Source organism: Arthrobacter sp. DNA4 (assembly GCF_024362385.1).
Classification (GTDB): Bacteria; Actinomycetota; Actinomycetes; order Actinomycetales; family Micrococcaceae; genus Arthrobacter.
In genome coordinates, this window is the sequence record NZ_CP101466.1 from 1429278 (window position 1) to 1452750 (window position 23473).

The 23473-nt window shown below is 67.3% G+C and carries 15 protein-coding genes and 1 pseudogene; 6 read left to right on the plus strand and 10 right to left on the minus strand.

Features of this window, described 5'->3' with window-relative positions; translation table 11 throughout:
• Positions 1-43: 43 nt before the first annotated feature.
• From NMQ03_RS06665 to NMQ03_RS06685, 5 genes and pseudogenes are all read right to left on the minus strand, one after another.
• Positions 44-481, minus strand: a complete 438-nt coding sequence (locus tag NMQ03_RS06665) for a nuclear transport factor 2 family protein (RefSeq protein WP_255174928.1) — start codon at positions 479-481, stop codon at positions 44-46.
• An 18-nt stretch (positions 482-499) separates the two neighbouring features.
• A pseudogene (locus tag NMQ03_RS06670) lies at positions 500-2295 on the minus strand (biotin carboxylase N-terminal domain-containing protein).
• A 142-nt stretch (positions 2296-2437) separates the two neighbouring features.
• Entirely contained in the window at positions 2438-3082 is a 645-nt protein-coding gene (locus NMQ03_RS06675; RefSeq protein ID WP_255174929.1) for a nucleoside triphosphate pyrophosphatase, read from the minus strand.
• Between the two features lie 9 nt (positions 3083-3091).
• Positions 3092-5614 (minus strand): MMPL family transporter, encoded by a 2523-nt coding sequence (locus NMQ03_RS06680; RefSeq protein ID WP_255174930.1) that lies wholly within the window; start codon positions 5612-5614, stop codon positions 3092-3094.
• Positions 5615-5632: 18 nt separating this feature from the next.
• The gene (locus NMQ03_RS06685) at positions 5633-6322 is read right to left on the minus strand and encodes a TetR/AcrR family transcriptional regulator (RefSeq protein ID WP_255174931.1); all 690 of its coding nucleotides are present in this window, start codon (positions 6320-6322) and stop codon (positions 5633-5635) included.
• 197 nt (positions 6323-6519) lie between these two features.
• On the opposite strand from NMQ03_RS06685, the gene NMQ03_RS06690 reads away from it, so the two are divergent.
• The gene (locus NMQ03_RS06690; protein WP_255174932.1) at positions 6520-7083 is read left to right on the plus strand and encodes a hypothetical protein; all 564 of its coding nucleotides are present in this window, start codon (positions 6520-6522) and stop codon (positions 7081-7083) included.
• A 96-nt stretch (positions 7084-7179) separates the two neighbouring features.
• On the opposite strand, the gene NMQ03_RS06695 is transcribed toward NMQ03_RS06690, so the two are convergent.
• The 5 genes from NMQ03_RS06695 to NMQ03_RS06715 form a co-directional block, all read right to left on the minus strand.
• Complete coding sequence (locus NMQ03_RS06695) at positions 7180-8631, minus strand: dicarboxylate/amino acid:cation symporter (RefSeq protein ID WP_255174933.1); 1452 nt, start codon at positions 8629-8631, stop codon at positions 7180-7182.
• Positions 8632-8749: 118 nt separating this feature from the next.
• A complete protein-coding gene (locus NMQ03_RS06700; protein ID WP_255174934.1) occupies positions 8750-9604 on the minus strand; it encodes a phosphatase PAP2 family protein in 855 nt (284 codons plus the stop codon).
• A 129-nt stretch (positions 9605-9733) separates the two neighbouring features.
• A complete protein-coding gene (locus NMQ03_RS06705) occupies positions 9734-11419 on the minus strand; it encodes a DUF885 domain-containing protein (protein WP_255174935.1) in 1686 nt (561 codons plus the stop codon).
• Between the two features lie 26 nt (positions 11420-11445).
• Complete coding sequence (locus NMQ03_RS06710) at positions 11446-11676, minus strand: acyl-CoA carboxylase epsilon subunit (protein WP_255174936.1); 231 nt, start codon at positions 11674-11676, stop codon at positions 11446-11448.
• Complete coding sequence (locus NMQ03_RS06715; RefSeq protein WP_255174937.1) at positions 11673-13256, minus strand: acyl-CoA carboxylase subunit beta; 1584 nt, start codon at positions 13254-13256, stop codon at positions 11673-11675. Before NMQ03_RS06715 ends, NMQ03_RS06710 begins: the two co-directional genes overlap by 4 nt.
• Before the next feature lie 215 nt (positions 13257-13471).
• Between NMQ03_RS06715 and NMQ03_RS06720 the strand changes: the two genes are divergently transcribed.
• From NMQ03_RS06720 to NMQ03_RS06740, 5 genes are all read left to right on the plus strand, one after another.
• Entirely contained in the window at positions 13472-14359 is an 888-nt protein-coding gene (locus tag NMQ03_RS06720; protein ID WP_255174938.1) for an NAD(P)-dependent oxidoreductase, read from the plus strand.
• A gap of 84 nt (positions 14360-14443) precedes the next feature.
• Complete coding sequence (locus NMQ03_RS06725) at positions 14444-15352, plus strand: biotin--[acetyl-CoA-carboxylase] ligase (protein WP_255174939.1); 909 nt, start codon at positions 14444-14446, stop codon at positions 15350-15352.
• Positions 15345-15944 carry a PH domain-containing protein gene (locus tag NMQ03_RS06730; RefSeq protein ID WP_255174940.1) on the plus strand — a complete coding sequence of 200 codons (600 nt, stop codon included), beginning with the start codon at positions 15345-15347 and terminating at the stop codon, positions 15942-15944. Before NMQ03_RS06725 ends, NMQ03_RS06730 begins: the two co-directional genes overlap by 8 nt.
• Positions 15934-17136: an adenylate/guanylate cyclase domain-containing protein gene (locus NMQ03_RS06735; protein WP_255174941.1), complete on the plus strand. Its 1203-nt coding sequence runs from the start codon at positions 15934-15936 to the stop codon at positions 17134-17136. The genes NMQ03_RS06730 and NMQ03_RS06735 overlap by 11 nt, the downstream gene beginning before the upstream one ends.
• Before the next feature lie 140 nt (positions 17137-17276).
• Positions 17277-23450, plus strand: a complete 6174-nt coding sequence (locus NMQ03_RS06740) for an Ig-like domain-containing protein (protein WP_255174942.1) — start codon at positions 17277-17279, stop codon at positions 23448-23450.
• Positions 23451-23473 lie beyond the last annotated feature (23 nt).

The window sequence follows — 23473 nt, forward strand, 5'->3', positions numbered from 1 at the left end:
AGCAGGCCCCACCAGGCACCCGCAGGCCGGCGGGGCAGCCGGCTTAGGCCGGGGGCTGCGTGAGTGAGCGGCGGGACTGCGGCCGGGCGGCGGGGTCCGCGTGGCGGTGCACCAGCTTCCAGTAGCCCTCCTCGCGGCGGAAGATGCTGGTCACGCGGAGCGCGAACTCCTCCGTGGTGGCGGCGGTGTCCAGCCGTGCCCGGAAGTGTTCGGTCTCCACCAGGTAAGCGGTGTCGCGGGCCGTGTAGGAGGTGACGGTGTCGAAGCCCAGCATCTCGCCGTCGCGGAACTGCCGCGCGGCCTGGTCCAGCCGCGCCTCCACCTGGGCCCAGCCGCGGGCTATGCCGCCGAACGGGTTGGCCAGGGTGACGTCGTCCAGCCGGGAGTACAGGTCCTTGATCGGCGCCGGATTTCCCCGGGTGATCTCGGGGACCGCCTGGTGGTAGCGGTCCACTTCTTCCTGGAAACTTGGTGCGAGCATGGCTGCGTGTGCCGCTTTCTAGTCTTCGATGGTGGCGATGATGGCGCCCGCGGACACCGTTTCGCCGGCAGTTGCGGTCAGTCCCGTGATGGTGCCGGACCGGTGCGCGGTGAGGGGCTGCTCCATCTTCATGGCCTCGAGGACCACCACAAGGTCGCCTTCAGTGACCACATCGCCGTGCGTCACGGCCACCTTCACGATGGTGCCCTGCATGGGGGAGGTCAGTGCGTTGCCGGTGGCTGCGGCCGGGCCGGCGGAGCGGGAGCGTTTCTTGGACTTGCCCGGCTTGCCGGCGGCGGCCGAGGCCGTTCCCGGGGTGCCCAGGGACGCGGGGAGGACTACCTCGAGGCGCTTGCCGCCCACCTCCACCACGACGCGCTGGCGCTCCTCGGCGGCGCCCTCGCCGTCAGCGGGGGTGTCCGGGGTCCAGGCCGGCAGGTTGTTGGTGAACTCGGTTTCGATCCAGCGCGTGTGGACCGTGAAGGGCCCCTCAGCGGGTGCGAAGGCGGGGTCCGTGACGACCGCGAGGTCGAACGGGATGACGGTGGGGATGCCCTCCACCACCATTTCCTCCAGGGCGCGGCGGGCGCGCTGCAGCGCCTGCGGGCGGCTGGCACCGGTGATGATGAGCTTGGAGAGCATGGAATCGAAGTTCCCGCTGATGACATCGCCCTGTTCCACGCCGGAATCGACGCGGACGCCGGGACCGGTGGGGTTTTTCAGGACGCGGAGCGTGCCGGGGGCGGGCAGGAAGTTGCGGCCCGGGTCCTCGCCGGTGATGCGGAATTCGATGGAGTGTCCGCGCACCTCGGGATCGCCGTAGCCCAGTTCCTCGCCGCGGGCCAGGCGGAACTGCTCGCGGACCAGGTCGATGCCGGTGACTTCCTCGGAGACGCAGTGCTCCACCTGCAGGCGGGTGTTGACCTCGAGGAAGGAAATGGTCCCGTCCTGGCCCACCAGGAATTCGCAGGTGGCGCCCAGGTAGTAGCCTCCTTCAGGATCGCCTTGGAGGATTCGTAGAGGCGGCGGTTCTGGTCTTCGGTAAGGAAGGGTGCCGGAGCTTCCTCGACGAGTTTCTGGTTGCGCCGCTGGAGCGAGCAGTCGCGGGTGGACACCACCACCACGTTGCCGTGGGCGTCGGCCAGGCACTGGGTTTCCACGTGCCGGGGAGCGTCCAGGAAGCGCTCGATGAAGCATTCACCGCGGCCGAAGGCGGCGGTTGCCTCGCGGACCGCAGATTCGTAGAGTTCGGGGATTTCCTCGCGGGTGCGGGCTACCTTGATGCCGCGGCCGCCGCCGCCGAAGGCCGCCTTGATGGCTACCGGCAGGCCGTGCCGGTCCACGAACTCCAGGACTTCCTCAGCGGATTCGACGGGGTCTGCGGTGCCGGGAACCAGGGGAGCGCCCACCTTTTCGGCGATGTGCCGGGCGCGGACCTTGTCGCCCAGGGCGGAGATGGCCTCGGGGGAGGGGCCGATCCAGGTGATGCCCGCGGCAATCACCTTGGCGGCGAACTCGGCGTTCTCAGCCAGGAAGCCGTAGCCGGGGTGGATGGCGTCGGCGCCGGACTGGCGGGCGGCGTCAATGATCTTGTCCATGACCAGATACGACTCGGCAGCGGTGGTCCCGCCCAGGGCGTAGGCCTCGTCAGCGAGCCGGACGTGCAGCGCATCCCGGTCCGGGTCAGCGTAGACAGCCACGGAGGCGATGCCTTCGTCCCGGGCCGCCCGGATGATCCGCACGGCGATTTCGCCGCGGTTGGCGATCAGCACCTTTGTGAGGCTGGGCTGCGTGGTTCCTGCGGACTGCTCCAAATTTGCTGACAAGGCGTCTCCTTCTTTCCTTCAGGGAGCCTAGCGCGGTTTTGGAGGTTCCGCCGATATTACTTGCGGAATCCGCGTGTAAACCGGCCTGCCTTTGTAGGGAAGCTACAAGTGGTGCCCAAAAGGAGCTGCTTTACCGCGGCGGCCAGAGGTCCGTGATGCGAACGTTGGCAGCAGCGAGCAGGCCGCGCAGCGTGGAAACGGACAGGCCAACGACGGCGTGCGGGTCGCCGTCGACCTTCCGGATAAAGGCCCCGCCCAGGCCGTCGATGGTGAAGGATCCGGCGCAGTGCAGCGGCTCGCCGGTGGCGATGTAGGCGTCGATCTCCTCCGGGGCCATATCCAGGAAGGAAACCTCGGCTGAGGCGACCGCCCCGAGCGTGGCGCCCGAACCGCGGCCGGCGCCGTCGTCGTCGTCCGTGTCCCTGCAGTCCACCAGCCAGTGCCCCGTGTGCAGCACCCCCGCGCTGCCGCTCATGCGGAGCATCCGTTCGCGCGCGACGTCGGCGGTGTAGGGCTTGCCGTGCGCTTCGCCGTCGAACTCGAAAACGGAGTCGCAGCCCAGCACCAGCGCACCCTCCGCCTCCGGCAGCGCGGCGACGGCTTCGGCCTTGGCGCGGGCCAGCAGCAGCGCGGTGTCGTGCGGGTCCGTGACGCCGTACTGCGCCTGGACGGCCGCTTCGTCGACGTCGGAGACCAGCACGGTGTGCCGGATGCCGGCCTCCGCCAGGAGCTTGGTGCGGGCGGGGGACTGGGAGGCGAGGATCAGATGGAGCACGGTTTCAGCCTAGTGGACCAGCTCGCCCGGAGCCGGTGCGGCCTGGCCGCGGTTGAGCTTGGCGCCCTCCACGTCCACGTCCGGCAGGATCCGGTCCAGCCAGCGCGGCAGCCACCAGGACTTGGCGCCCAGCAGGTACATGACGGCCGGGACGATGGTCATGCGCACCACGAAGGCGTCGAACAGGACGCCGAAGGCCATCGCGAAGCCCAGCGGCCGGACCATGGTGAGGTGGCTGAAGATGAAGCCGGAGAACACGCTGACCATGATGATCGCGGCGGCGGTGACCACGGCGGCTGCGTGCCGGAAGCCCACCCGCACCGCTTCCTTGGCGGATGACCCGTGCATGTAGGCCTCGCGCATGCCGGAGGCGATGAACACCTGGTAGTCCATGGCCAGGCCGAACAGCACACCGATCAGGATGATGGGCAGGAAGCTCAGCACGGCGCCGGGGTTGGCCACGTCGAAGACGTGCCCCAGCCAGCCCCATTGGTAGACAGCCACCACGGCGCCGAAGGCGGCCGACAGGGACAGCAGGAAGCCGCCCGTGGCCAGCAGCGGGACCACGATGGAGCGGAACACCAGCAGGAGCAGGACCAGGGAGAGTCCGACGACGATCGCCAGGTAGGGCGGCAGGGCGTCACCGAGCTTGGTGGAGACATCCACGTTGCCGGCGGTTTGGCCGGTCAGGCCCATGGCAACGTCGTAGTCGGCCTTGATCTCGCCGTTCAGGCCCCGGAGTTCGGAGACCACCTTGACGGTGCTGGCGCTGGCCGGGCCTTCCTTGGGGATGACCTGGAAGACGGCGGTCCGGCGGTCCTCGCTGAGCGCCACCGGTACGGCGGCGACCACGTTGTCCACGGCCCGGAGCTTGTCCGCGATGTCGAACTGCAGCTTCTGCGCCTGGGCCGCGTCCAGGTTCGCCGGGAACTCGCCCACGGCCACGATCGGTCCGGTGACGCCTTCGCCGAAGCTGCGGGCGGTCAGGTCGTAGGCCTGGTAGGCCTCGGACTCCACGGGTTCGGACCCGCCGTCGGGCAGGGCCAGCTGGAGCTGGGTGGCGGGCAGGGCCAGGGTGCCCAGCAGGAGGATGCCGGCGGTCAGTGCCACCCAGGGGTGCTTGGTGACCAGGCCGCCCCACCCGTGGGTGCTGCGTTCGCGATCGGTGGCGAGGTCGGCTGCCTCATGGTCCGGTTCGGCGTTGTGCGCCTCGGACTTGGCCCAGGCCCGCTTGGAGATGATGCGGCGGCCGATCAGGGACAGCATGGCGGGGGTCAGCGTGATGGCAACGAGCACCGCCACGGCCACGGTTCCCGCGGCGGCAAGCCCCATGACGGTGAGGAACGGCAGTCCCGGGACCACCAGGGCGGCAAGGGCGATGATCACGGTAAGGCCGGCGAAGACCACGGCGTTGCCGGACGTGCCGTTGGCCCGGGCTACGGACTCCTCAGGGTCCATGCCGGTCAGGAGCTGTGTCCGGTGCCGGTTGACGATGAACAGTGAATAGTCGATGCCGACGGCGAGGCCCAGCATGAGGGCCAGCATGGGGGAAATGGAGCTCATGTCGAAGAGGCCTGAGAGGGCAAAGGTGATGCCGACGCCCACGCCGACGCCGATGATGGCCATCAGCAGCGGCAGTCCGGCGGCGATCAGGGTGCCCAGCATGAGGATCAGGACCAGCGCTGCGACGGCGATGCCGACGATCTCCGCCGTGCCGAACAGAGCCGAGATGTCCTCGGTGATTTCCTTGCTGGCCAGGGCCGTGACGCCGGCCGAGGCGGTCCCGTGGGCGATCTCCTGGACCTGCTTGCGCACCGCCGGGGCGAGCCCGTTGATGGAGGTGTTGAACTGCACCTGTGCCACCGCGGCCTTGTTGTCCTCCGAAACGAAGCGGATGGCGGACGCCGCCTGGGCCTGGCGCTTGCCGAGTTCCAGCTTGGCCTTGTTGGCCTCCAGTTCCTGGGTGCCGGCGTCGAGCTTGGCCTGGCCTGCCGCCAGCGCCGCTTTCTGCTGGCCCAGCCGGGCCTCGATCACTGCTGCCGGCGCCCCTGCCGCGGTGAGTTGCTGCTCGGCCGCCGCGAGCTGTGCCTTGCCGGCCTCCAGCTGCGTCCGGGAGGCGTCAAGCTGCGCCAGGCCGGCCGCCAGCTGCTGTTCGCCGTCGGTTATGGCTTTGCCGGCCTGGTCCACCTGGGCCTGGGTGGCGAACGGGTCCACCGTGCCGCGGACCTCGGGAATGGTCTGGAGTTTCTTCAGCGCATCCGTGACGGCCGCACGGCTCTCAGCCGTAAACCCGCCCCCGGGGGCTTCGAAGACAATCGTGGCGCTTCCGCCCGAGGCCGCCGGCAAATCCTGCTTGAGCTTGTCCGCGATCCGCTGGGTCTCGGTGCCCGGGATCTGGAAGTTGTTGGACAGCGTGCCATGGAAGACCGCGGCGGAACCGCCAACGGCGACCAGCACGGCAAGCCAGAGGGAGATGACAAGCCAGCGCCGGCGGTAGGAGAACTTGCCGAGGCGGTAGAGGAGGAGCGCCATGCGGGAGGACCGATCTGATCAGGAGGAACGGGTGGCGGATGGGAAAGCAGTGGTGGTGAAGCCGGCGCCCAGCAGGGCCATGGCATCAATAAGCAATTGGCGGAGTTCCGCCAGGGAGGCGGGTGACAGGTCCGGACCGCGCCGGCTGAACCAGACTTCCATGGCGGCTTTTCCGCAGGAGATGATGGAGCCGGTCAGGGCATGGACATACAGTTCGTCCCGCTCACCGGGGGTGCCGGCGAGGCGTTCGCGGGCCACGGTGAAGACCTGGGCCCGGCAGTGGTCCCACGCCTCCAGTTCCGTGTGTGACATCAGCGGGCTCTGCTGGGTCAGCGTGAACAATTCGGCCAGGGGCGCGATGGCCTTGGGATCGGCGAGGGCCACCAGTGCGGCCTGGGCCGACTCAAGCATGGGTTCGTCGGACGGGCGCAGGCGCAGTTGCTGGATGGCGTTGTCCAGGAATCCGTGGACGATGGACGCCAGGGCGGCGTCAGTGCTGCTGAAGTAGTTGAAGAAAGTGCGCCGCGAAATTCCAGCGGCATCGGCGATGTCCTCCACCGTGAAGTTGCCGGGGCCCTTGGAACGCAGGAGTCCCAGGGCGGCATCGGTGATGGCTTGGCGGGTGGCGGCCTTGTTCAGCTCGCGCCGGGAAGGGGCGGCGGACCCGGCGTCCTGGGTTGCGTCGGGCGGGGAAAAGGGGCTTGGCACGCCCTTACACTACGTGCAAGTTTGCACTGCATGCAAGTTATCCTGCGCGGAGGCTGGGGTGCGTGGTGCCTCCGATTCACAGGAGAACGAAAGGTTCCCAACAGCCTCTGCTGAACCTGGTCGCAGATGCTTGGAATGTCCCGCCACGAGGCGTATCACCAGAAGCCGTCAGGCGACGGCGAATCAGGAGACAAGAAATGACACGCACGAAGAAGATGACCCTGGGCCTGTCAGCCGCGGCGCTGGCGCTCGGCGCAGGAATCGGCGTGGCCGGCATGGCCTCTGCCACCACCACAACTCCCACTCCCGCGCCGAGTGCAAGTTCCAGTGCCTCCACTGACGGCAGTACCGGCACCGGCCACGACGGCATGGGCAGGCACGGCGGCCGCGGCGGCCGCGGCATGGAGCAGGCGTCCGCGCTGGCAGCGAAACTTAATGTGGACGAAGCCAAGGTGACTGACGCGCTGAAGGCTTTCCGCGACGCCAACAAGCCCGCCACTACGCCCGCCGACGGCCAGAAGCCGGACCCCGCCGCGCGCGAGGCCGCGCTCGCCAAGTCCCTGGCTGAGTCGCTGGGCATGGATGAGGCGAAGGTGACGGCCGCCCTCCATGAGATCCGCAGCGAGGAGCAGTCCGAGCACGCCGCCGCGCTCAAGACCCGCCTGGACAAGGCCGTGGCGGATGGAAAGCTGACGCAGGCGGAAGCCGACGCGGTGACCAAAGCGGTCCAGAACGGGGTGATTGGCGGCGGCGGCCGCTGACTGCTGGCGGCCGGTGACTGGCCGAGGCATAGCCCTTAAACATGAAAGGCGTCCCCGGGAGGTTCTCCCGGGGACGCCTTTCATTGCTGGGGCGCGTTATGCCTTTGCATCCTGCAGTTCGCGGGGTGCGGTGTCGGCGCTGGTACCGTCCGTGGCGGATCCGCCGGCGGCGGCATCGCTGCCTGTTTCTTCCTCAACAAAGGGCGTGCCGTTGCGGGGGGCGTTGTACAGCGACTCGTCCAGGATGCCCTGGCGCTTGGCCACGATGGTGGGCACCAGCGCCTGGCCTGCGACGTTGACCGCGGTGCGGCCCATGTCCAGGATGGGGTCGATGGCAAGGAGGAGTCCGACGCCGGCCAGCGGCAGTCCCAGCGTGGAGAGCGTCAGCGTGAGCATCACCACGGCGCCGGTGGTGCCGGCCGTGGCGGCGGAGCCAAGAACGGAGACCAGGGCGATCAGCAGGTACTGGCTGAAGTCCAGGTGGATTCCGAAGAACTGGGCCACGAAGATCGCCGAGATGGCGGGGTAGATGGCTGCGCAGCCGTCCATCTTGGTGGTGGCGCCCAGCGGCACGGCGAACGAGGCGTAAGCGCGGGGCACGCCCAGGCTGCGCTCGGTCACGCGCTGGGTCAGCGGCAGGGTTCCCACGGAGGAACGGGACACGAAGGCCAGCTGCACGGCAGGCCATACGCCGGAGAAGTACTGCTTGATGGACAGTCCGTGGCTGCGGATCAGGATGGGGTAGACCACGAACAGCACCAGGACCAGGCCCGCGTAGATGGCCACGGTGAACTTGCCCAGTGAGCCGATGGTGTCCCAGCCGTAGACGGCGACGGCGTTGCCGATGAGGCCGATGGTGCCCAGCGGCGCGATGCGGATGATCCACCACAGCACCTTCTGGATCACGGCAAGGGCTGATGCGTTGAGGGTGAGGAACGGCTCTGCGGCCTTGCCCACCTTGAGTGCGGCGACGCCCACGGCGATGGCGATGACCAGGATCTGCAGGACGTTGAAGCTGACCGACGTGGTGACGGCGCCGGAATCGGCGACGGTGGAGCTGGCGCCCAGGCCGAGGAAGTTTTTGGGGAAGAGGCCTACGAGGAAGGCCCACCAGTCACCGGACTTGCCGGTGTACTTGGCGTCTCCGGAGATGCCGGTGTTGGCGCCGGGCTGCAGCAGCACGCCCAGGCCCATGCCGATCAGCACCGCGATCAGCGACGTGATGGCAAACCACAGGAGCGTGTTCCACGCCAGCCGGGCGGCGTTGGATACCTGCCGCAGGTTGGAGATGGAACTGACCACGGCGGTGAAGATCAGCGGAACAACGGCGGTCTGCAGCAGCGACACATAGCTTGAGCCGATGGTCTGCAGCGTGGCGCCGAGGGCGCTGGGGTTGGCCTTGGTGCTGCCGGTGTACTTTGCCAGCAGGCCGAGGCCAAGACCCACAATGAGGGCGGCGATGATCTGGAAGCCGAAGGAACCCGCCCACTTGGGGAGCTGGAATCCGGTCTTCCCTGCGGGGGAGGGGGTGCTTGTCTGAGTGCTCACCAGAACAAGCTAGACCTCCGCCAATATCACGTCGAACCAATATTGAGAAATATTACGCACGCCGGATCGGGGCCTCAGTGGGAAATCCCCGAAGAATCAAGGCGAGCGGCGGCATTTGTTACTTATTCCCGGCAGGGGTGTGCTTAACGTCTCGTGGTTCGTGGTGCTTCCTGACCGTCAGGTAGAGGCGGTGGGCGGTGATCACGATCGCCAGCCAGGCAGCACCCAGTGCCCAGGCGGCCAGCACATCGGTGAGCCAGTGATGGCCCAGGAAGACCCTGCTCAGGCCGATCGCAACGGCGAAGAGGGCTGCCGCTGCGGCGGTGATGATGCGGGCGCGGTTCGAGTGGAGCCGCAGGATGATGAGGTACGCCACGATGCCCGCAATCACCACCGCGTTCAGTGAGTGCCCACTGGGAAACGATGCCGAGTGTTCGTAGGGCGGTACGGCGTCGCTGAGGTCCGGCCGCGTTCGTCCCACCAGGCGCTTGCCGGCGATGGTCATCAGCAGTGAACCCAAGCCCGCGGTGACGATCAGGATGACGGGGGTCCAGGAGCGGCGACGCAACGCGAGCGCCGCCATGATGGCGATGGCGAGGACCGGCATGCCGATGGTCCCGCCAACATCGGTGAATGCTGTGACAGCCACATCCAGGGCGGGGGTGCGGAGGTCCTTGCTGGCCGCCAATATCGGGTGGTCAAGTCCCGCCACCCCGTCGGCGGCCACTACCGCTTCATAGACCTCGCTGAACGCGGCGGTCAAGGCGGCGGAAATGACCGCCCCCACCAGCAGCGTCAGGATCAGTGCGCCGTGCGGGCCCAGTACCTGGCTGAGGCGGTGGACCACTCCCACCAGGCGCCGGCCTGCCCGGGTGTCCCATCTGGTGAGGTCCTTGCCACCCACGGACGTGTCCTGGCGAAGTTCGCCATGCACCCCCGTCTCAGCCGGCGTCCCTTGGAGGTTCGTCAACATCGTCTCCCTGCTCATTCGGCAATGCGCCACGGCAATTTAGTAAGCAAGCTTATTGATTGCCGTGGGCGCTGTCCACCAATTGCCGTGGGCATGGTCCACCCGCCAGGGATCCGGCCGGAGGGTGGACTGTCAGCTCAGCAGCGCCCGCCGCAGGGTATCGAGTCCAACAGAGCCGATGTTGAGGGCCCTGGTGTGGAACTCCTTCAGGTCGAACCCGGGCCGTGATTCGAGCTCCGCACGGATCTGTTCCCAGAGCCGCTGGCCAACTTTGTAGGAGGGGGCCTGGCCCGGCCAGCCAAGGTAGCGGGTGAACTCGAAGTTGAGCTGGCCTTCGCTGATGGGGAGGTTTTCCTTGAGGAATCCGTAGCCCTTGTCCGCGGTCCAGGTGCCGGTTCCCCAGCGTTCGGGCATCTCGAGTTCGAGGTGCACGCCGATATCGAAGACCACGCGGGCTGCCCGCATGCGCTGCATGTCCAGCATTCCCATATGGTCGCCGGGATCGTTCAGGTAGCCCAGCTCCTGCATGAGCTTCTCGGCGTAGAGGGCCCAGCCCTCGCCGTGGCCGGAGGTCCAGCAGACGTTCCGGCGCCACTTGTTGAGCAGTTCGCGCCGGTAGGTGGCGGTGGCCACCTGGAGGTGGTGGCCCGGGACACCCTCGTGGTACACGGTGGTGGTTTCGGCCCAGGTGGTGAAGGTGTCCTCGCCTGCGGGAACGGACCACCACATGCGGCCGGGCCGGCTGAAGTCGTCGGACGGGCCGGTGTAATAGATGCCGCCCTCGTCGGTGGGGGCAATCCGGCACTCAAGTGTCTTCATCACCTCGGGGATGTCGAAGTGCACGCCGGCGAGTTCGGCCACGGCCTTGTCGGAGAGGTCCTGCATCCATTCCCGGAGCGCCTCCGTGCCCTTCAGTTGCCGTGCGGGGTCGTTGTTGAGGATTTCCTTGGCTTCGGCAATGGTGGCGCCGGCCTTGATGGCGGCTGCGACCTGTTCCTGCTCCGCGATGAGGCGGTCGAGTTCCTGGACGCCCCACGCGTACGTTTCCTCCAGGTCCACCTCTGCGCCCAGGAAGGATCGGGAGGCCAGTGCGTAGCGGGCCCTGCCCACGGCATCCTTTTCGGGAGCGGCGGGGAGCAGTTCGGTGCGCAGGAATTCCGCCAGGCCGGTGTAGGCCCGGCGGGCAGCGTCAGCACCGGCGTCGAGCTTCTCCTGCAGGGCCGTGGGCAGCGGCCCCGCAGCCGTGGCGGCACCCGCGGCCAGCTTTGCGAAGAAGCCGTCCCCGGCGGCGTACTTGCTCACCTGTTCGATGACGATGCGCACCTGGCGGGCAGCGGCGACCTTGCCCGCATCCCTGGCCATGAGCAGGGACTCGGTGTAGCCGCTGATGGCAGCCGGCACGTTGTGTGCGCGCCCGGCGATGTGCTCCCAGTCCTGTTCGGTTTCGGTGGGCATGAGGTCAAAGATGGCGCGGATGTCCTGGGCCGGGGAGGCAATGTTGTTCAGGTCCGCATACTCCCACCCGGAGGCATGGATCAGCAGCTGCAGGCCCAACCGCTCCTGCATGGCGTCCAAGGTGACGGCGTCCACGTCGTCCTCCGGCTCCAGGCCTTCCAGCGCAACGAGGGCATCCCGTGCCGCCTCGGCGAACCCGGCGATGCCGGCAGGGGAGAAGTCCTGGTATTCCGTCTCATGTCCCGCCAGGCCAAGGGTGGTGGCAAAGGTCGGATTGAGCCTGATCAGGGTGTCGGTGTAGTTGTCCGCGACATCGTCGATCCGGGTATGCGGGCGCGTGGCGGGTGCAGTGTCGGTAGTCACATCCCGAGCCTACCCGGTGGCGAGGCTCAGCCCTGGCTGCGTCTCCATGCTCCCGGTCCGGGCGTGGGGGCGAGCCGCAGCTGCTGCCTCCGCACCCAGTGCCGCACGCTGGCGGTCCTGGCCGGTGCCGGGCTTTCCCCGCTGAGGGAAAGGACGACGGCGGCCAGCGCGGCCAGCTCCTCGGCGCTCGGCTGCCCTTTGACCACAGAGAGCAGGGGTTCGGCCTGGGGTTCCGGGGCTTCGGGAGACGCCGTCACAGCGGGATGTTCCCGTGCTTCTTGGCGGGGAGGCTGGCCCTCTTGTCCCGCAGGGCGCGCAGTCCCTTGATGATCTGGATGCGGGTGTCTGAAGGGGCGATGACGGCGTCCACGTAGCCCAGCTCAGCGGCCTGGTAGGGGTTGAGGAGTTCTTCCTCGTACTGCTGGATCACTTGGGCACGGCGCGCCTCGACGTCGCCGCCGTCCTCGGCCACGGCTGCGAGGTCGCGGCGGTAGAGGATGTTCACCGCACCCTGCGCGCCCATCACGCCGATCTGCGCCGTGGGCCAGGCCAGGTTAAGGTCGGCACCGAGTTTCTTGGAACCCATGACAATGTAGGCGCCGCCGTAGGCCTTGCGGGTGATGACGGTGAGCTTGGGGACGGTGGCCTCGGCGTAGGCATAGAGAAGTTTCGCGCCGCGGCGGATGATGCCCTGGAACTCCTGGTCCTTGCCGGGCAGGAAGCCGGGGACATCCACGAGGGTGATGATGGGGATGTTGAAGGCGTCGCAGTGGCGCACGAAGCGGGCCGCCTTTTCCGATGCGGCGATGTCCAGGGTGCCGGCGAACTGGAGGGGCTGGTTGGCCACGATGCCTACCGTGTGGCCCTCCACCCGGCCGTAGCCGATCATCACGTTGGGCGCATACAGGGCCTGCATCTCCAGGAAGTGCCCGTCGTCCACAATCTGCTCCACCACTGTGCGCATGTCGTAGGGCTGGTTGGCTGAATCCGGAACCAGCGTGTCCAGGGCGAGGTCGTCGTCGTCGGTCTCCAACTCCTGCTGGTGCCCCAGGACGGGTGCCTCTGCCAGGTTGTTCGACGGGAGGAAGTCCAGCAGTTCGCGCACGAACTCAATGGCATCGGTCTCGTCCGAGGCCAGGTAGGTGGAGGTGCCGGTGGTGGCGTTGTGCTGCCGGGCGCCGCCAAGGGTTTCCATGTCCACGTCCTCGCCGGTGACGGTCTTGATGACGTCGGGGCCGGTGATGAACATGTGCGAGGTCTTGTCCACCATCACCACGTAGTCGGTGAGGGCGGGGGAGTAGGCGGCGCCGCCGGCGGACGGGCCCATGATGAGCGAGATCTGCGGCACCACGCCGCTGGCATGGACGTTGTTCCGGAAGATGTCCGCGAACATGGCCAGCGAGGCCACGCCTTCCTGGATGCGGGCGCCGCCGCCGTCCAGGATGCCCACGACCGGGCAGCCGTTGCGGAGCGCGAACTCCTGGACCTTGACGATCTTTTCGCCGTTGACCTGGCTCAGCGATCCGCCATAGACGGTGAAGTCCTGGCTGTAGACCGCCACCAGGCGTCCGTCCACGGTGCCGTAGCCGGACACCAGGCCATCGCCCAGCGGTTTCTTCTTTTCCATGCCAAAGGCGGTGGAGCGGTGCACGGCCAGGGCGTCAAACTCAACAAACGAGTCCTCGTCCAGCAGCAGGGCGATGCGCTCGCGGGCGGTGTTCTTGCCGCGGGCGTGCTGCTTTTCGATGGCTTCGGGGCCGGAAGGCTGTTCGGCGCGCGCCTGGCGGTCGCGGAAATCGGCAATCTTTCCCGCTGTCGTTGTCAGATCGTGGCTCATCAAGTGTCTCCGGCTCTGTAGCAGGTCAGTTCTGTCGGCTGGCGGCCCGTGTTGTCCGGCGCTTTAAGTAGCATCCACACAAAAGACCAACCCTGCTGGCAAGTCTAGTGACGGTTTGGGCGCCGACGGCTGTAGGGAACCTACAATTTTCTGCGGCTCGAGCAACCCGATCGCAATGTTACTCGCCGGTAACATAGTTGGGCTACAGTGTTCCCATGACTTCAAGCGACGATGCTTTGCATGCCTCCGAAAGCCCGTACCGGGCCGCCGGCTCCCTGGCGGGCCGGACCATCCTGCTGTCCGGCGGCAGCCGCGGGATCGGCCTGGCCATCGCCCTGAGGGCGGCCCGGGACGGCGCCAATATCGTCCTCCTTGCCAAGACGGGGGAGCCGCACCCCAAGCTGGCGGGCACCGTGTATACGGCTGCCAAGGAGCTGGAGGCGGCCGGAGGCCAGGCGTTGCCCCTGGTGGGCGACGTGCGCAGGGACGAAGACGTGGCCGGCGCCGTGGCCGCAGCCATGGACCGGTTCGGCGGCATCGACATCGTCATCAACAACGCCTCCGCCATTGACCTCTCCACCACGGACGCCGTGGACATGAAGAAGTACGACCTCATGCAGGACATCAACGTCCGCGGCACCTTCCTGCTGTCCAAGCTGGCGCTCCCGGCGCTCCGTGCCTCCGAACAGGGACACATCCTGACGCTCTCGCCGCCGCTGAACCTCCACCCCTCCTGGGCTGGAAAGCACCTTGCCTACACCATGGCCAAATACGGGATGAGCCTGACCACCCTGGGCCTGGCCGAGGAACTGAAGGCTGACGGGATCAGGGTCAACTCACTGTGGCCGTGCACCCTGATCGACACGGCGGCCATCCGCAACATGCCCCACGGCGACACCATGGTGCTTGCCGCCCGCGGCCCGCAGATCATGGCCGACGCCGCCCACGCCGTCCTGACCGGAAGCAACCTCGCCGCGGGCGCGCCGCCGTCGGGCAACTTCTACACGGATGAGCAGGTCCTCGCCGCCGCGGGTGTGACCGACTTCCGCCCCTACAGCCTGGGGGCACCGGAAGACCGGCTGGTTCCCGACATCTTCCTTTAGCAGGCCCCCTGCGGTGCCCGGACGGCCTGTTCCGCGAGGGCAGGTGGCTGGGTAGGACCCGGCCCGGCTCGGTAGGATCTAGCTATGGATGACGCACATGCACCGGGTTCCCCCCTGAACCGAGGGGACCTGGCCGACCAGCGTTTCCTCGCCGCCACGGGGATCCCCCGGATCGACGTCGTGGACTCCACCGGCTCCACCAACGCCGACCTCCTGCGCGGTGTCACGGTGGACCCTGGGGCATGGCCGGACCTCTCCGTCCTGACGGCGGAGTACCAGACAGCCGCACGGGGACGCCTGGACAGGCGGTGGGAGGCGCCCCCGCTGAGCTCGGTGTCTGTCTCCGTGGTGCTGCGTCCCGTCAACGCGGAGGGCAGGCCCCTCCCCACCCAGAGCTACTCCTGGCTGTCCCTCATCGCAGCCCTGGCGCTGCGTGAAACGCTGCTGGAAACGGCCGGCCTCCCGGCTGAGCTCAAATGGCCCAACGATGTCCTGGTGCGCGGCAGGAAAATCGCCGGCATCCTGGCCCAGCTGGGCCCCATGGTGGACGGCAGCGTGCCCCCCGTCATCCTGGGGACCGGGCTGAACGTCACGCTGCGCGAAAGCGAACTTCCGGTTCCCACTGCCACGTCCGTGGTCATCGAAGGTGCCCGCACCACCGACCGCACCGCGCTGCTGAAAAGCTACCTGTCCCACTTCGCGGTCCTGTACCGCAGTTTCTGCAACGCCGACGGCGACCCGACGGCAGGCATGGCGGGGGGCCCTTCGCTGCACAAAAGGGTTGAGGCCGTCATGGTCACCCTGGGAAAGCAGGTGCGCGCACAGCTGCCCGGCGACCACGAAATCATTGGGCATGCATCCCGGCTGGATGACTATGGCTCCCTGTTGGTGGTGGACCGGGACTCGCACGAGCACGTGGTCACTGCCGGTGACGTGGTGCACCTGCGGCCCTGGACATCCCCGGACGCGCCAAACCAGGGTGGGTATGCGTAAAACCCTCGTGCCAGGGGAGCAGGTCATCGTCACTACCCGCCCGCAGCCGAGGAAGCTCGCCGGAGCCGCGGTGGCCTTTGTCCTGGCGCCTGCACTTGCCGCCTTCGCCAGCGCCTGGGTCATCCGCGGCGGCGCAGCCCGTGTGGCGCCGGCCCTCGGCCGCCAGTGGACGCCATGGCTCGTGACCGCCTGCGTCCTCGCCGCCGCAGCCGTCTGGCTGGGCTATTGCCTGCCCCGCCTGCTGCGTTGGCAAGGCACCCGCTACACCCTGACCAGCCAGCGGATGGTGGCCCGGTACGGCCTGCTGAACCGGCGGGACCAGCAGGTGAACCTGGCGTCGGTGCGCAACCTGACAGTCCATGAATCGCTGCTGCAGCGACTGGTGCGCTCAGGGAATATATCCTTGGAAACCGGGCACCAGGGCATGGTGACCTTTCGCGACGTGCCCGAGGTCGCCCGGTTCCGCGACTTTATCCTCGACGCCATCGGGGAACTGCCGGACGACAGCGGGACCCAGCCGGGTGGCGCGACGTATTACCCCGCCGGTGCTTTTCCGGAGGACATGAGAGAAGGTGGACGGGATGACCGATGAGGCCCAGCAGGAACGCGTCGAGCGCATCCCGACCGGAACCGCCGCCGTCGAGCCTGCTTCCGACGACTACCACGCCGGCGCGTCATTGGCAGGCCCGGATTCCCCCGCGGAAATGCCCGCCGTCGACCGGCACCCGCCCACAGGTGCCATGTCCGCCGAGCGCCTGGCCATGAAGGCGCTCGAAGCCCGGCTGCTGGGTGGTGAACGCAAGCTCCGCCGTCGTGAAGTTGCTGCCGGCGCTGGGCTGTCCCTCCTCTCTGCCCGCAAACTTTGGCGTGCCCTTGGATTCCCGAATTTCGGCGACGAGGACGTCGCGTTCACCGAACGTGACCAGGCAGCCCTGTCCACGGTGGTGGACCTGGTCCGCGCCGGCAAGCTCACGGAGGAAGCCGCCATTTCGGTGACCCGCTCCATCGGCCAAATGACCGACCGCATGGTGGTCTGGCAGATCGAAGCGCTGGTGGAGGACATGGTCCACGAGCAGGGCGTCACGGATGCCGTGGCCCGCAAGCGCCTGGTCAACGAACTGCCCGCGCTGGTGGACGCGCTGGAGGAAGTGCTGGTCTATTCCTGGCGCCGCCAGCTCAACGCCGGGGTTCAGCGGCTCGCGGTCCGGGCCGAAGCCGGTCTGCAGGCCAGCGAGGAAGGCCGTGAAGGCGACGAGGATGACGCTCCGTTGCCCCTGGCCCGCGCCGTGGGTTTCGCTGACCTGGTCTCCTACACCAGCCTGTCCCGCCGGATGAACGAGAAGACGCTCGCCCGCCTGGTCCAGCGCTTCGAGAACAAGTGCGCAGAGATCATCTCCGTCGGCGGCGGCCGGCTGGTCAAGACGGTGGGTGATGAAGTCCTGTACATCGCCGAAACCCCGGCAGCCGGTGCCGAGATCTCCCTGGCGCTCGCCGAGGCCTTCACCGAGGATGAGATCCTCCCCGAAGCCCGGGTGGCCATGGTGTGGGGCAGGATCCTGTCCCGCCTGGGCGACATCTACGGTCCCACTGTCAATCTCGCAGCGCGCCTGACCACCCTTGCGGATCCGGGCACGGTGCTGGTGGACTCCATGACCGCCTCCGCCCTGGAGCACGACGAGCGGTTCGTCCTGATTCCCCAGGAGCCGGAAAACGTGCGCGGCTTTGGTGAGATCAATCCCGTCCGCCTCACGCGCGGCCGGGGCAAGGGCCTGGTCCTCGACTAGTAAGCAGGCTTCGGCTGCCGCGCAAGCCCGCTGAAGTAATTTGTCCATTTGTTGGCGTATAGCGGTATCGTTGTGGTGCCCGGGGTCCCGTGACGCTTACTGCAGGCAAAGAGCCTAGATCTACCGGGGGATTTTCACTCATGAAACGTCGCGGCCAAACGCGCGCCCAAAGCCCTGTTTCCGGCACGCCCCGGTGGCGCCGTCTGGCCCGCTCCCGCTGGTTCTCCGGTACTGCGTTTGGTGCTGTGGTTGCTGTGGTGGTGACGGGTGCTGTGTTGTATCCGGGGTTTAAGACCACTGAGGTGGAGTTGAATGACGGTGGTGTATGGGTGGTGTCGAAGTCCAGGAATGCTGTGGGGCGGTTGAATTATCCGTCGCGGGTGTTGGATGGTGCGGTGACGCCGGCGTCGACGACGTTTGATGTGTTGCAGCATGCCGGTGAGGTGTTTGTTGATGATGAGACTGGTTCGACGTTGAACCAGGTGTCGCTTACGAATATGCGTTTGGGTGGGGATAAGCAGTTGCCGGGGGCGGCTGATGTGAGTTTTGGGGCGCGGACGATTTCGGTGACGGATGCTGCGTCGGGGAAGGTGTGGGCGGTGTCGCCGTCCACGGTGAATGGTTTTGATAAGGAAGCGTCCGAGCCGGTGATGGTTGGTTCGGCGGGCCTTGTGTCGGTGGTGGGGTCTGATGACCGGATTTATTCGGCGGATCCGAAGTCCGGTGTGGTGACGGTGACGGGGGTGGACGCTGATGGTGGTGTTACGTCGTCGGAGTCCAGTACCTGGGATGGTCTTAAGGGTGCCGGGGATTTGCAGATGACGGTGGTGGGGGACCAGCCGGTGGTGTTGGATGCTGCTGCGGGGAGCCTGTTTTTGCCCGGTGGTAAGCGGCTGGCGTTGGAGGATGCGCGGGATGCGAAGTTGCAGCAGCCTGGGCCGGGCAGTGATGTTGTGGCGGTGGCGACGCGGAAGGCGTTGTTGAAGCAGCCGTTGGGTGGGGGTACGGCCGGGACGGTGACGTTTGATGGTGAGGGGGTTCCGGCTGCTCCGGTGCAGTTGGGCGGGTGTGTGCATGCGGCGTGGTCGGGTGCGAACAAGTATGTTCGGGACTGTGTCAATGATGCTGATGATAAGAATGTTGCGGTGCCGAGGGCGAGTGCGTCGCCGTCGTATGTTTTCCGGGTGAACCGGGACCTGGTGGTCCTGAATGATGTGAACTCGGGGAATGTGTGGTTGGTGAACCAGAACATGCAGCTGGTGAACAACTGGGACGACGTCATCCCACCCAAGGAAACCTCCGACGACGCAGACAAGGACTCCGCCGACGAAGTCCAGCAGACCGTTCTTCCGGATCGCACCAAGCCCAACAGCGCCCCCGTGGCCAAACCTGACCAGTTCGGCATCCGCGCCGGAAAGACAACCATCCTGCCGGTCCTGGACAACGACTCCGACCCCGACGGCGACGTCCTCACCGTCCGTACCCCGGAAGGCGTGAAAACCGGCGCCGTCTCGCCCATCTACGGATCCACCGGCCTGCAGGTGGCCGTGCCCGCAGACAAAACCGGCAGCGAAACCTTCAAGTACACCGTGGACGACGGCCGCGGCCTGTCAGCGACGGCAGACATCACCCTCAACATCATCCCGCCCGGCACCAACACTCCGCCGCGGCAAAAGCCCAACCGGAACACCACGCTGGTGGTCCAGTCAGGCAAAGCGGTCACCCAGAACATCCTTCCTGACTGGATCGATCCCGACGGCGATGACCTGTTCGCCGTCTCAGTGTCCAGCACCGACCCGCTGGACCAGGCCCGGATCCGCCCCGACGGCCAGCTGACCTTCCAGGACTCCGGCACCGCCCCGGGCCGGAAGGTCCTCACCGTCACAGTCTCGGACGGTCAGTCCACCGCCGAAGGCAAGGTCACCGTGGACGTCAGGAGCCCCGGAGCCCTGCCACCCATCGCCAACGCCGACCATGTGGTGGCCGTGGCCGGCACCGATACCGTCATCACCCCGCTCAAGAACGATTCAGACCCGCAGGGCGGGGCGCTGCGGCTGGCGCAGGCCACGCCGGATGCCGAGTCCACAGCCACCCTGAACCCGGACCAGCAGACGTTCACGTTCAATTCCCGGACCCTTGGCGCCCACTACGTCAGCTATCTGGTGACCAACGGCCCGGCCAGCGCCCAACAGCTGGTGCGCGTGGATGTGGTGCCGGGCACCGACCAGGGTGCGCCCGTCGCCGTCCGCGACACCGCGCTGCTTCCCACCGGCGGGGATGTCCTGGTTGACGTCCTGGGCAACGACTCGGATCCCTCCGGCGGCGTGCTGGTGGTGCAGTCCGTAACCGCCGACGCCGGCCTGCCGGTAAGCGTGGCAGTGCTGGACCACTCGGTGGTGAGGATCACCGACATCCGCGCCGAAGGCCAGCTCACGGTCCGGTACACCGTCTCCAACGGGCGCTCGTCCGCCACCGGCGAGATCGCCGTGCTGATGGTTCCCGCTCCGGCCAGGCTCCAGGCGCCCCAGGCCAAGCCGGACGAGGCCACGGTCAGGGCCAACGACGTCGTGACCATCCCCGTCCTGGCCAATGACACCGACCCCAACGGCTCCAAGCTCACCCTGCTGCCGGAACTCGCCCAGCAGCCTGACGCCGCCGACGGCCGCATGTTCGTGGCGGCCGACCAGCTGCGGTTCGTGGCCGGACCCGAAGCGAAGACCGTGTACGCCATTTACAAGGTCCAAAATGAATCCGGGCAGGTGGACTCGCAACAGGTGACCATCCGCATCCGTGCCCGGGACGATGACCGCAACACGCGTCCCGAGCCCCGGAACCTGACCGCCCGCGTGGTGGCCGGGATGACCGTCAAGGTGCCCGTGCCCCTGGACGGCATCGACGCCGACGGCGACTCCGTCCAGCTCATCGGCATCGACAAGGCACCGGCCATGGGAACCGCCGTGGTACGCGATGGCTACCTCGAGTTCACGGCCGCCGGTGACGCCGCCGGCACTGACAGCTTCACCTACCGGGTCCGGGACAGGATCGGTGCCGAGAACACCGGAACCGTCATTGTGGGCATTGCCCCGCCGGAGGCCAACAACCAGAAACCCATCGCAGTGGACGACGCCGTGGATGTCCGGCCTGGCCGCAAGGTGGCCGTGGAGGCGCTGGCGAACGATTCGGACCCCGACGGCGATCCGCTCAGCCTGGTTTCCGACGGGTTCGAGGCCAAGCCGGACCTGCAGGTGGAGGCTGCGGACGGCGCCAAGGTGCTGTTCACTGCGCCGGGCACCGCCGGCAACGAAAGCATCAGCTACCGCATCCAGGACGACAAGAAGGCTTCCGCCAGCGCCGTGATCCGGGTGCGGATCAGCCCGGATGCCGAACTCAAGCGCCCCGTGGCCAAGGACGACCGGGTGACGGTGGCCGAAACCCTCGGCAAGACCGCTGTGGACGTCCCCGTCCTGAAAAACGACTCCGATGCCGACGGCGTGGCTTCCGAGCTGAAGATCAGCCTTCCCGACGGCAACCCGAACGCCCGGACCGGCGACTCGGGCAATGTGGTGGTGACCCTGACCCCTGAAGACCAGCTGATTCCCTACACTGTCACGGACGTCGACGGCCTCACCTCCACGGCCCTGATGTGGATCCCCGGCCAGGGCGCGCAGTACCCCACCCTCGCCAAGACCGACCCGGTTGAGGTCATGTCCGGCAAGGACGTCACCCTGGACCTGTCCGAATACGTCCGCGTCCGCAACGGCCGCACCGCCAGGATCACCGTGGCTGATTCCGTGCGCGTCCAGGGCGGATCGCCGGAGGGCGTCATCCAGTCCGACGGCAAGGCCCTGCGCTACACCGCGAAACCGGACTACGTGGGCCCGGGCTCCATCACCTTCGAGGTGACGGACGGCTCCGGACCCGACGACGGCGACGGCCTGAAATCCACGCTGGTCATCATGACCAAGGTGATCCCGGACCCCAACGCCAACCACCCGCCCACGTTCAGTGGCACCTCCGTGGACGTCCCCAAGGCCGAACAGGCAACGGTGGACCTCGCCGGGCTGGCCAAGGACGTGGACGAACGGGACAAGGACAACCTCCGCTTCGAACTGGACGGGACCCTTCCCGCCGGATTCAGCGCAAAGGTCGACGGCGCCACCCTCGCCATCACTGCGGACGGTTCCCTTGGCATCGGCGTCACCGGAAACATCCAGGTGAAGGTCACCGACGGCAGGTCCCCCGCCGTGGGTGCCACCATCACCGCACGCCACGTTGCCTCCAACCGGCCCCTGCCGGTGGCCAACGATGATGCGGTGGACAAGGCCAACGCCGGGAAGACGGAACAGGTCAACGTCCTGGCCAACGACTTCAACCCCTTCCCGGACACGCCCCTGCGGATCGTTGGCGCCACGGTGGAGACGGGATCCGCAGCCGGTCAGCCGTCCGTGTCGGGAGACAGCATCACCGTTACCCCGGCCGAGGGGTACAAGGGCGTCATGGTGGTCCGCTACACCGTGGCTGACAAGACAGGCGACCTGTCCCGCCAGGTGGACGGGCGCCTGCGGCTCACCGTCCGGGGCAAACCCGACGCGCCTTCCGCCCCCAGCGCCACCGACGTCCGCAGCCGCACCGCCGTGCTCAAGTGGGCCCCGCCGTCGGACAATGGAGCGCCCATTACCGGGTACACCGTCCGCTCGAACAACGGCTTCGAACAGAAGTGCCCCACCACCACCTGCACGCTGAGCGGGCTCACCAACAACGTGAAGTACGTTTTCACGGTGCTCGCCACCAACGAGGTGGGGGACTCGCAGGCTTCGCCGCAGTCCAACGAAATCCGGCCTGACGAAAAGCCGTCACCGCCTGAAGCTCCCACGGTGAAGGCCGGGGACAAGACGATGGCGGTCACCTGGCCCGCGGCGAAGACCGAGGGCTCACCGGTGAAGCACTACAACCTGGAGATTTCGCCGCCGCCGGCCAGCGGAGTGGCCGTCAAGAACGAGGTCGCCGGGCTGAACTACACCTGGACCGGCCTCACCAACGGCGTGAAGTACAAGGTGCGTGCGCAGGCCGTCAACGAGCTTGGCGCCTCCGACTGGGGGACGTATTCCGCGGAGGACAATCCCGCCGGTGTCCCGGCGGCACCTGCAGCACCTTCGTCCGCCGTCGCATCATCCGTCGGGACCCAGAACCAGCTTCGGGTCACGTGGGCCGAACCCAACACCAACGGTGATCCGATCAGCACCTATTACGTCACCATGAGCGGCGGCAACGCTCCCGCCCAGACGCAGACCGTCCCCGGCAACGTCCGCACCGCAAACTTCACCGCCAACAACTCCGAGGCCGCCTACACGTTCACGGTGCAGGCTGAGAACAAGGCCGGCAAGGGAGCGGTCAGCCCGCCCTCCGCGCCCCGCCGCGCCACAGGCAAGCTGGCGACGGTCTCCGGCGTCACGGCCACGCCGGCGAACACCGGCGGAGCAGGACGCGCCGTGACGGTGGACTTCCGCAAACTGACCGCGGCGGAACGCAATGGTTCTGCCGAAAACGAGGTCAGCTACAGCTACAACGCCAGCAACGGCGCCCGCGGCCCCATCACGCCCGGCCAGACCATCGGCGGCTTCACCAACGGCAGCGCCGTGAGCATCACCGTCATCGCCAACTCCACGGTGGCCCCGAGCTCTGACGGCAGCACCCCTGCCACCACCACACCGTACGGATCCCCGGGCACCCCCTCGGCGTCCGGCCAAAACGGCGGCGTGAACCAAAAGTCCGCCACCCTGAACTGGTCCTCCCCGTCCACCAGCACCAATGACGTGGCGCAAACCAGGATCAGCATCAACAACGGCGGCTGGGAAAACGTTGCCCCCTCCGGCAGCAGGACGGTCAACACGGCAAACTTCGGTGACACCGTCACCATTGCAGTCCAGACCTTCAACTCCGTAGGCACCGGCAGCGCGGTGGTCACGGCCAGCGCCACTGCCGGCAAGCAGGGACTGTGGGAAACCCGGATCAAGACCTCCGACCCCAACTTCGTCAGGACTTGTACCTTCACCCTCGGCGGCTCGAACTACCGGCCAAGTCCCTACTTCGACTGTGACGGCGTCAACGCGGACAGCCCACCCTGGTTCTACAAGGCAGACCAGGACCGCATCATGGTGGCGTGCTACATCGACCAGAGCGACAACTGGTCCGGCAACGGCATCGTTCGCTGGTGGCGGGTCGAATCCGGTTCGGCGCGCAACGTTGGCCGGTACGTCATCGCCGGTCACACCACGCTTGCGGATCCCGCCGCCCTGGGAGCCCCACATTGCTGACAGGCAGTGCCCGGGCGGGCGGG

Coding starts and splice junctions, on each gene's coding strand:
- NMQ03_RS06725 (WP_255174939.1), top strand. CDS start 14,444: ATGGATGACGCACATGCACCGGGTTCCCCCCTGAACCGAGGGGACCTG.
- NMQ03_RS06730 (WP_255174940.1), top strand. CDS start 15,345: ATGCGTAAAACCCTCGTGCCAGGGGAGCAGGTCATCGTCACTACCCGC.
- NMQ03_RS06735 (WP_255174941.1), top strand. CDS start 15,934: ATGACCGATGAGGCCCAGCAGGAACGCGTCGAGCGCATCCCGACCGGA.
- NMQ03_RS06715 (WP_255174937.1), bottom strand. CDS start 13,256: ATGAGCCACGATCTGACAACGACAGCGGGAAAGATTGCCGATTTCCGC.
- NMQ03_RS06680 (WP_255174930.1), bottom strand. CDS start 5,614: ATGGCGCTCCTCCTCTACCGCCTCGGCAAGTTCTCCTACCGCCGGCGC.
- NMQ03_RS06740 (WP_255174942.1), top strand. CDS start 17,277: ATGAAACGTCGCGGCCAAACGCGCGCCCAAAGCCCTGTTTCCGGCACG.
- NMQ03_RS06665 (WP_255174928.1), bottom strand. CDS start 481: ATGCTCGCACCAAGTTTCCAGGAAGAAGTGGACCGCTACCACCAGGCG.
- NMQ03_RS06690 (WP_255174932.1), top strand. CDS start 6,520: ATGACACGCACGAAGAAGATGACCCTGGGCCTGTCAGCCGCGGCGCTG.
- NMQ03_RS06720 (WP_255174938.1), top strand. CDS start 13,472: ATGACTTCAAGCGACGATGCTTTGCATGCCTCCGAAAGCCCGTACCGG.
- NMQ03_RS06700 (WP_255174934.1), bottom strand. CDS start 9,604: ATGTTGACGAACCTCCAAGGGACGCCGGCTGAGACGGGGGTGCATGGC.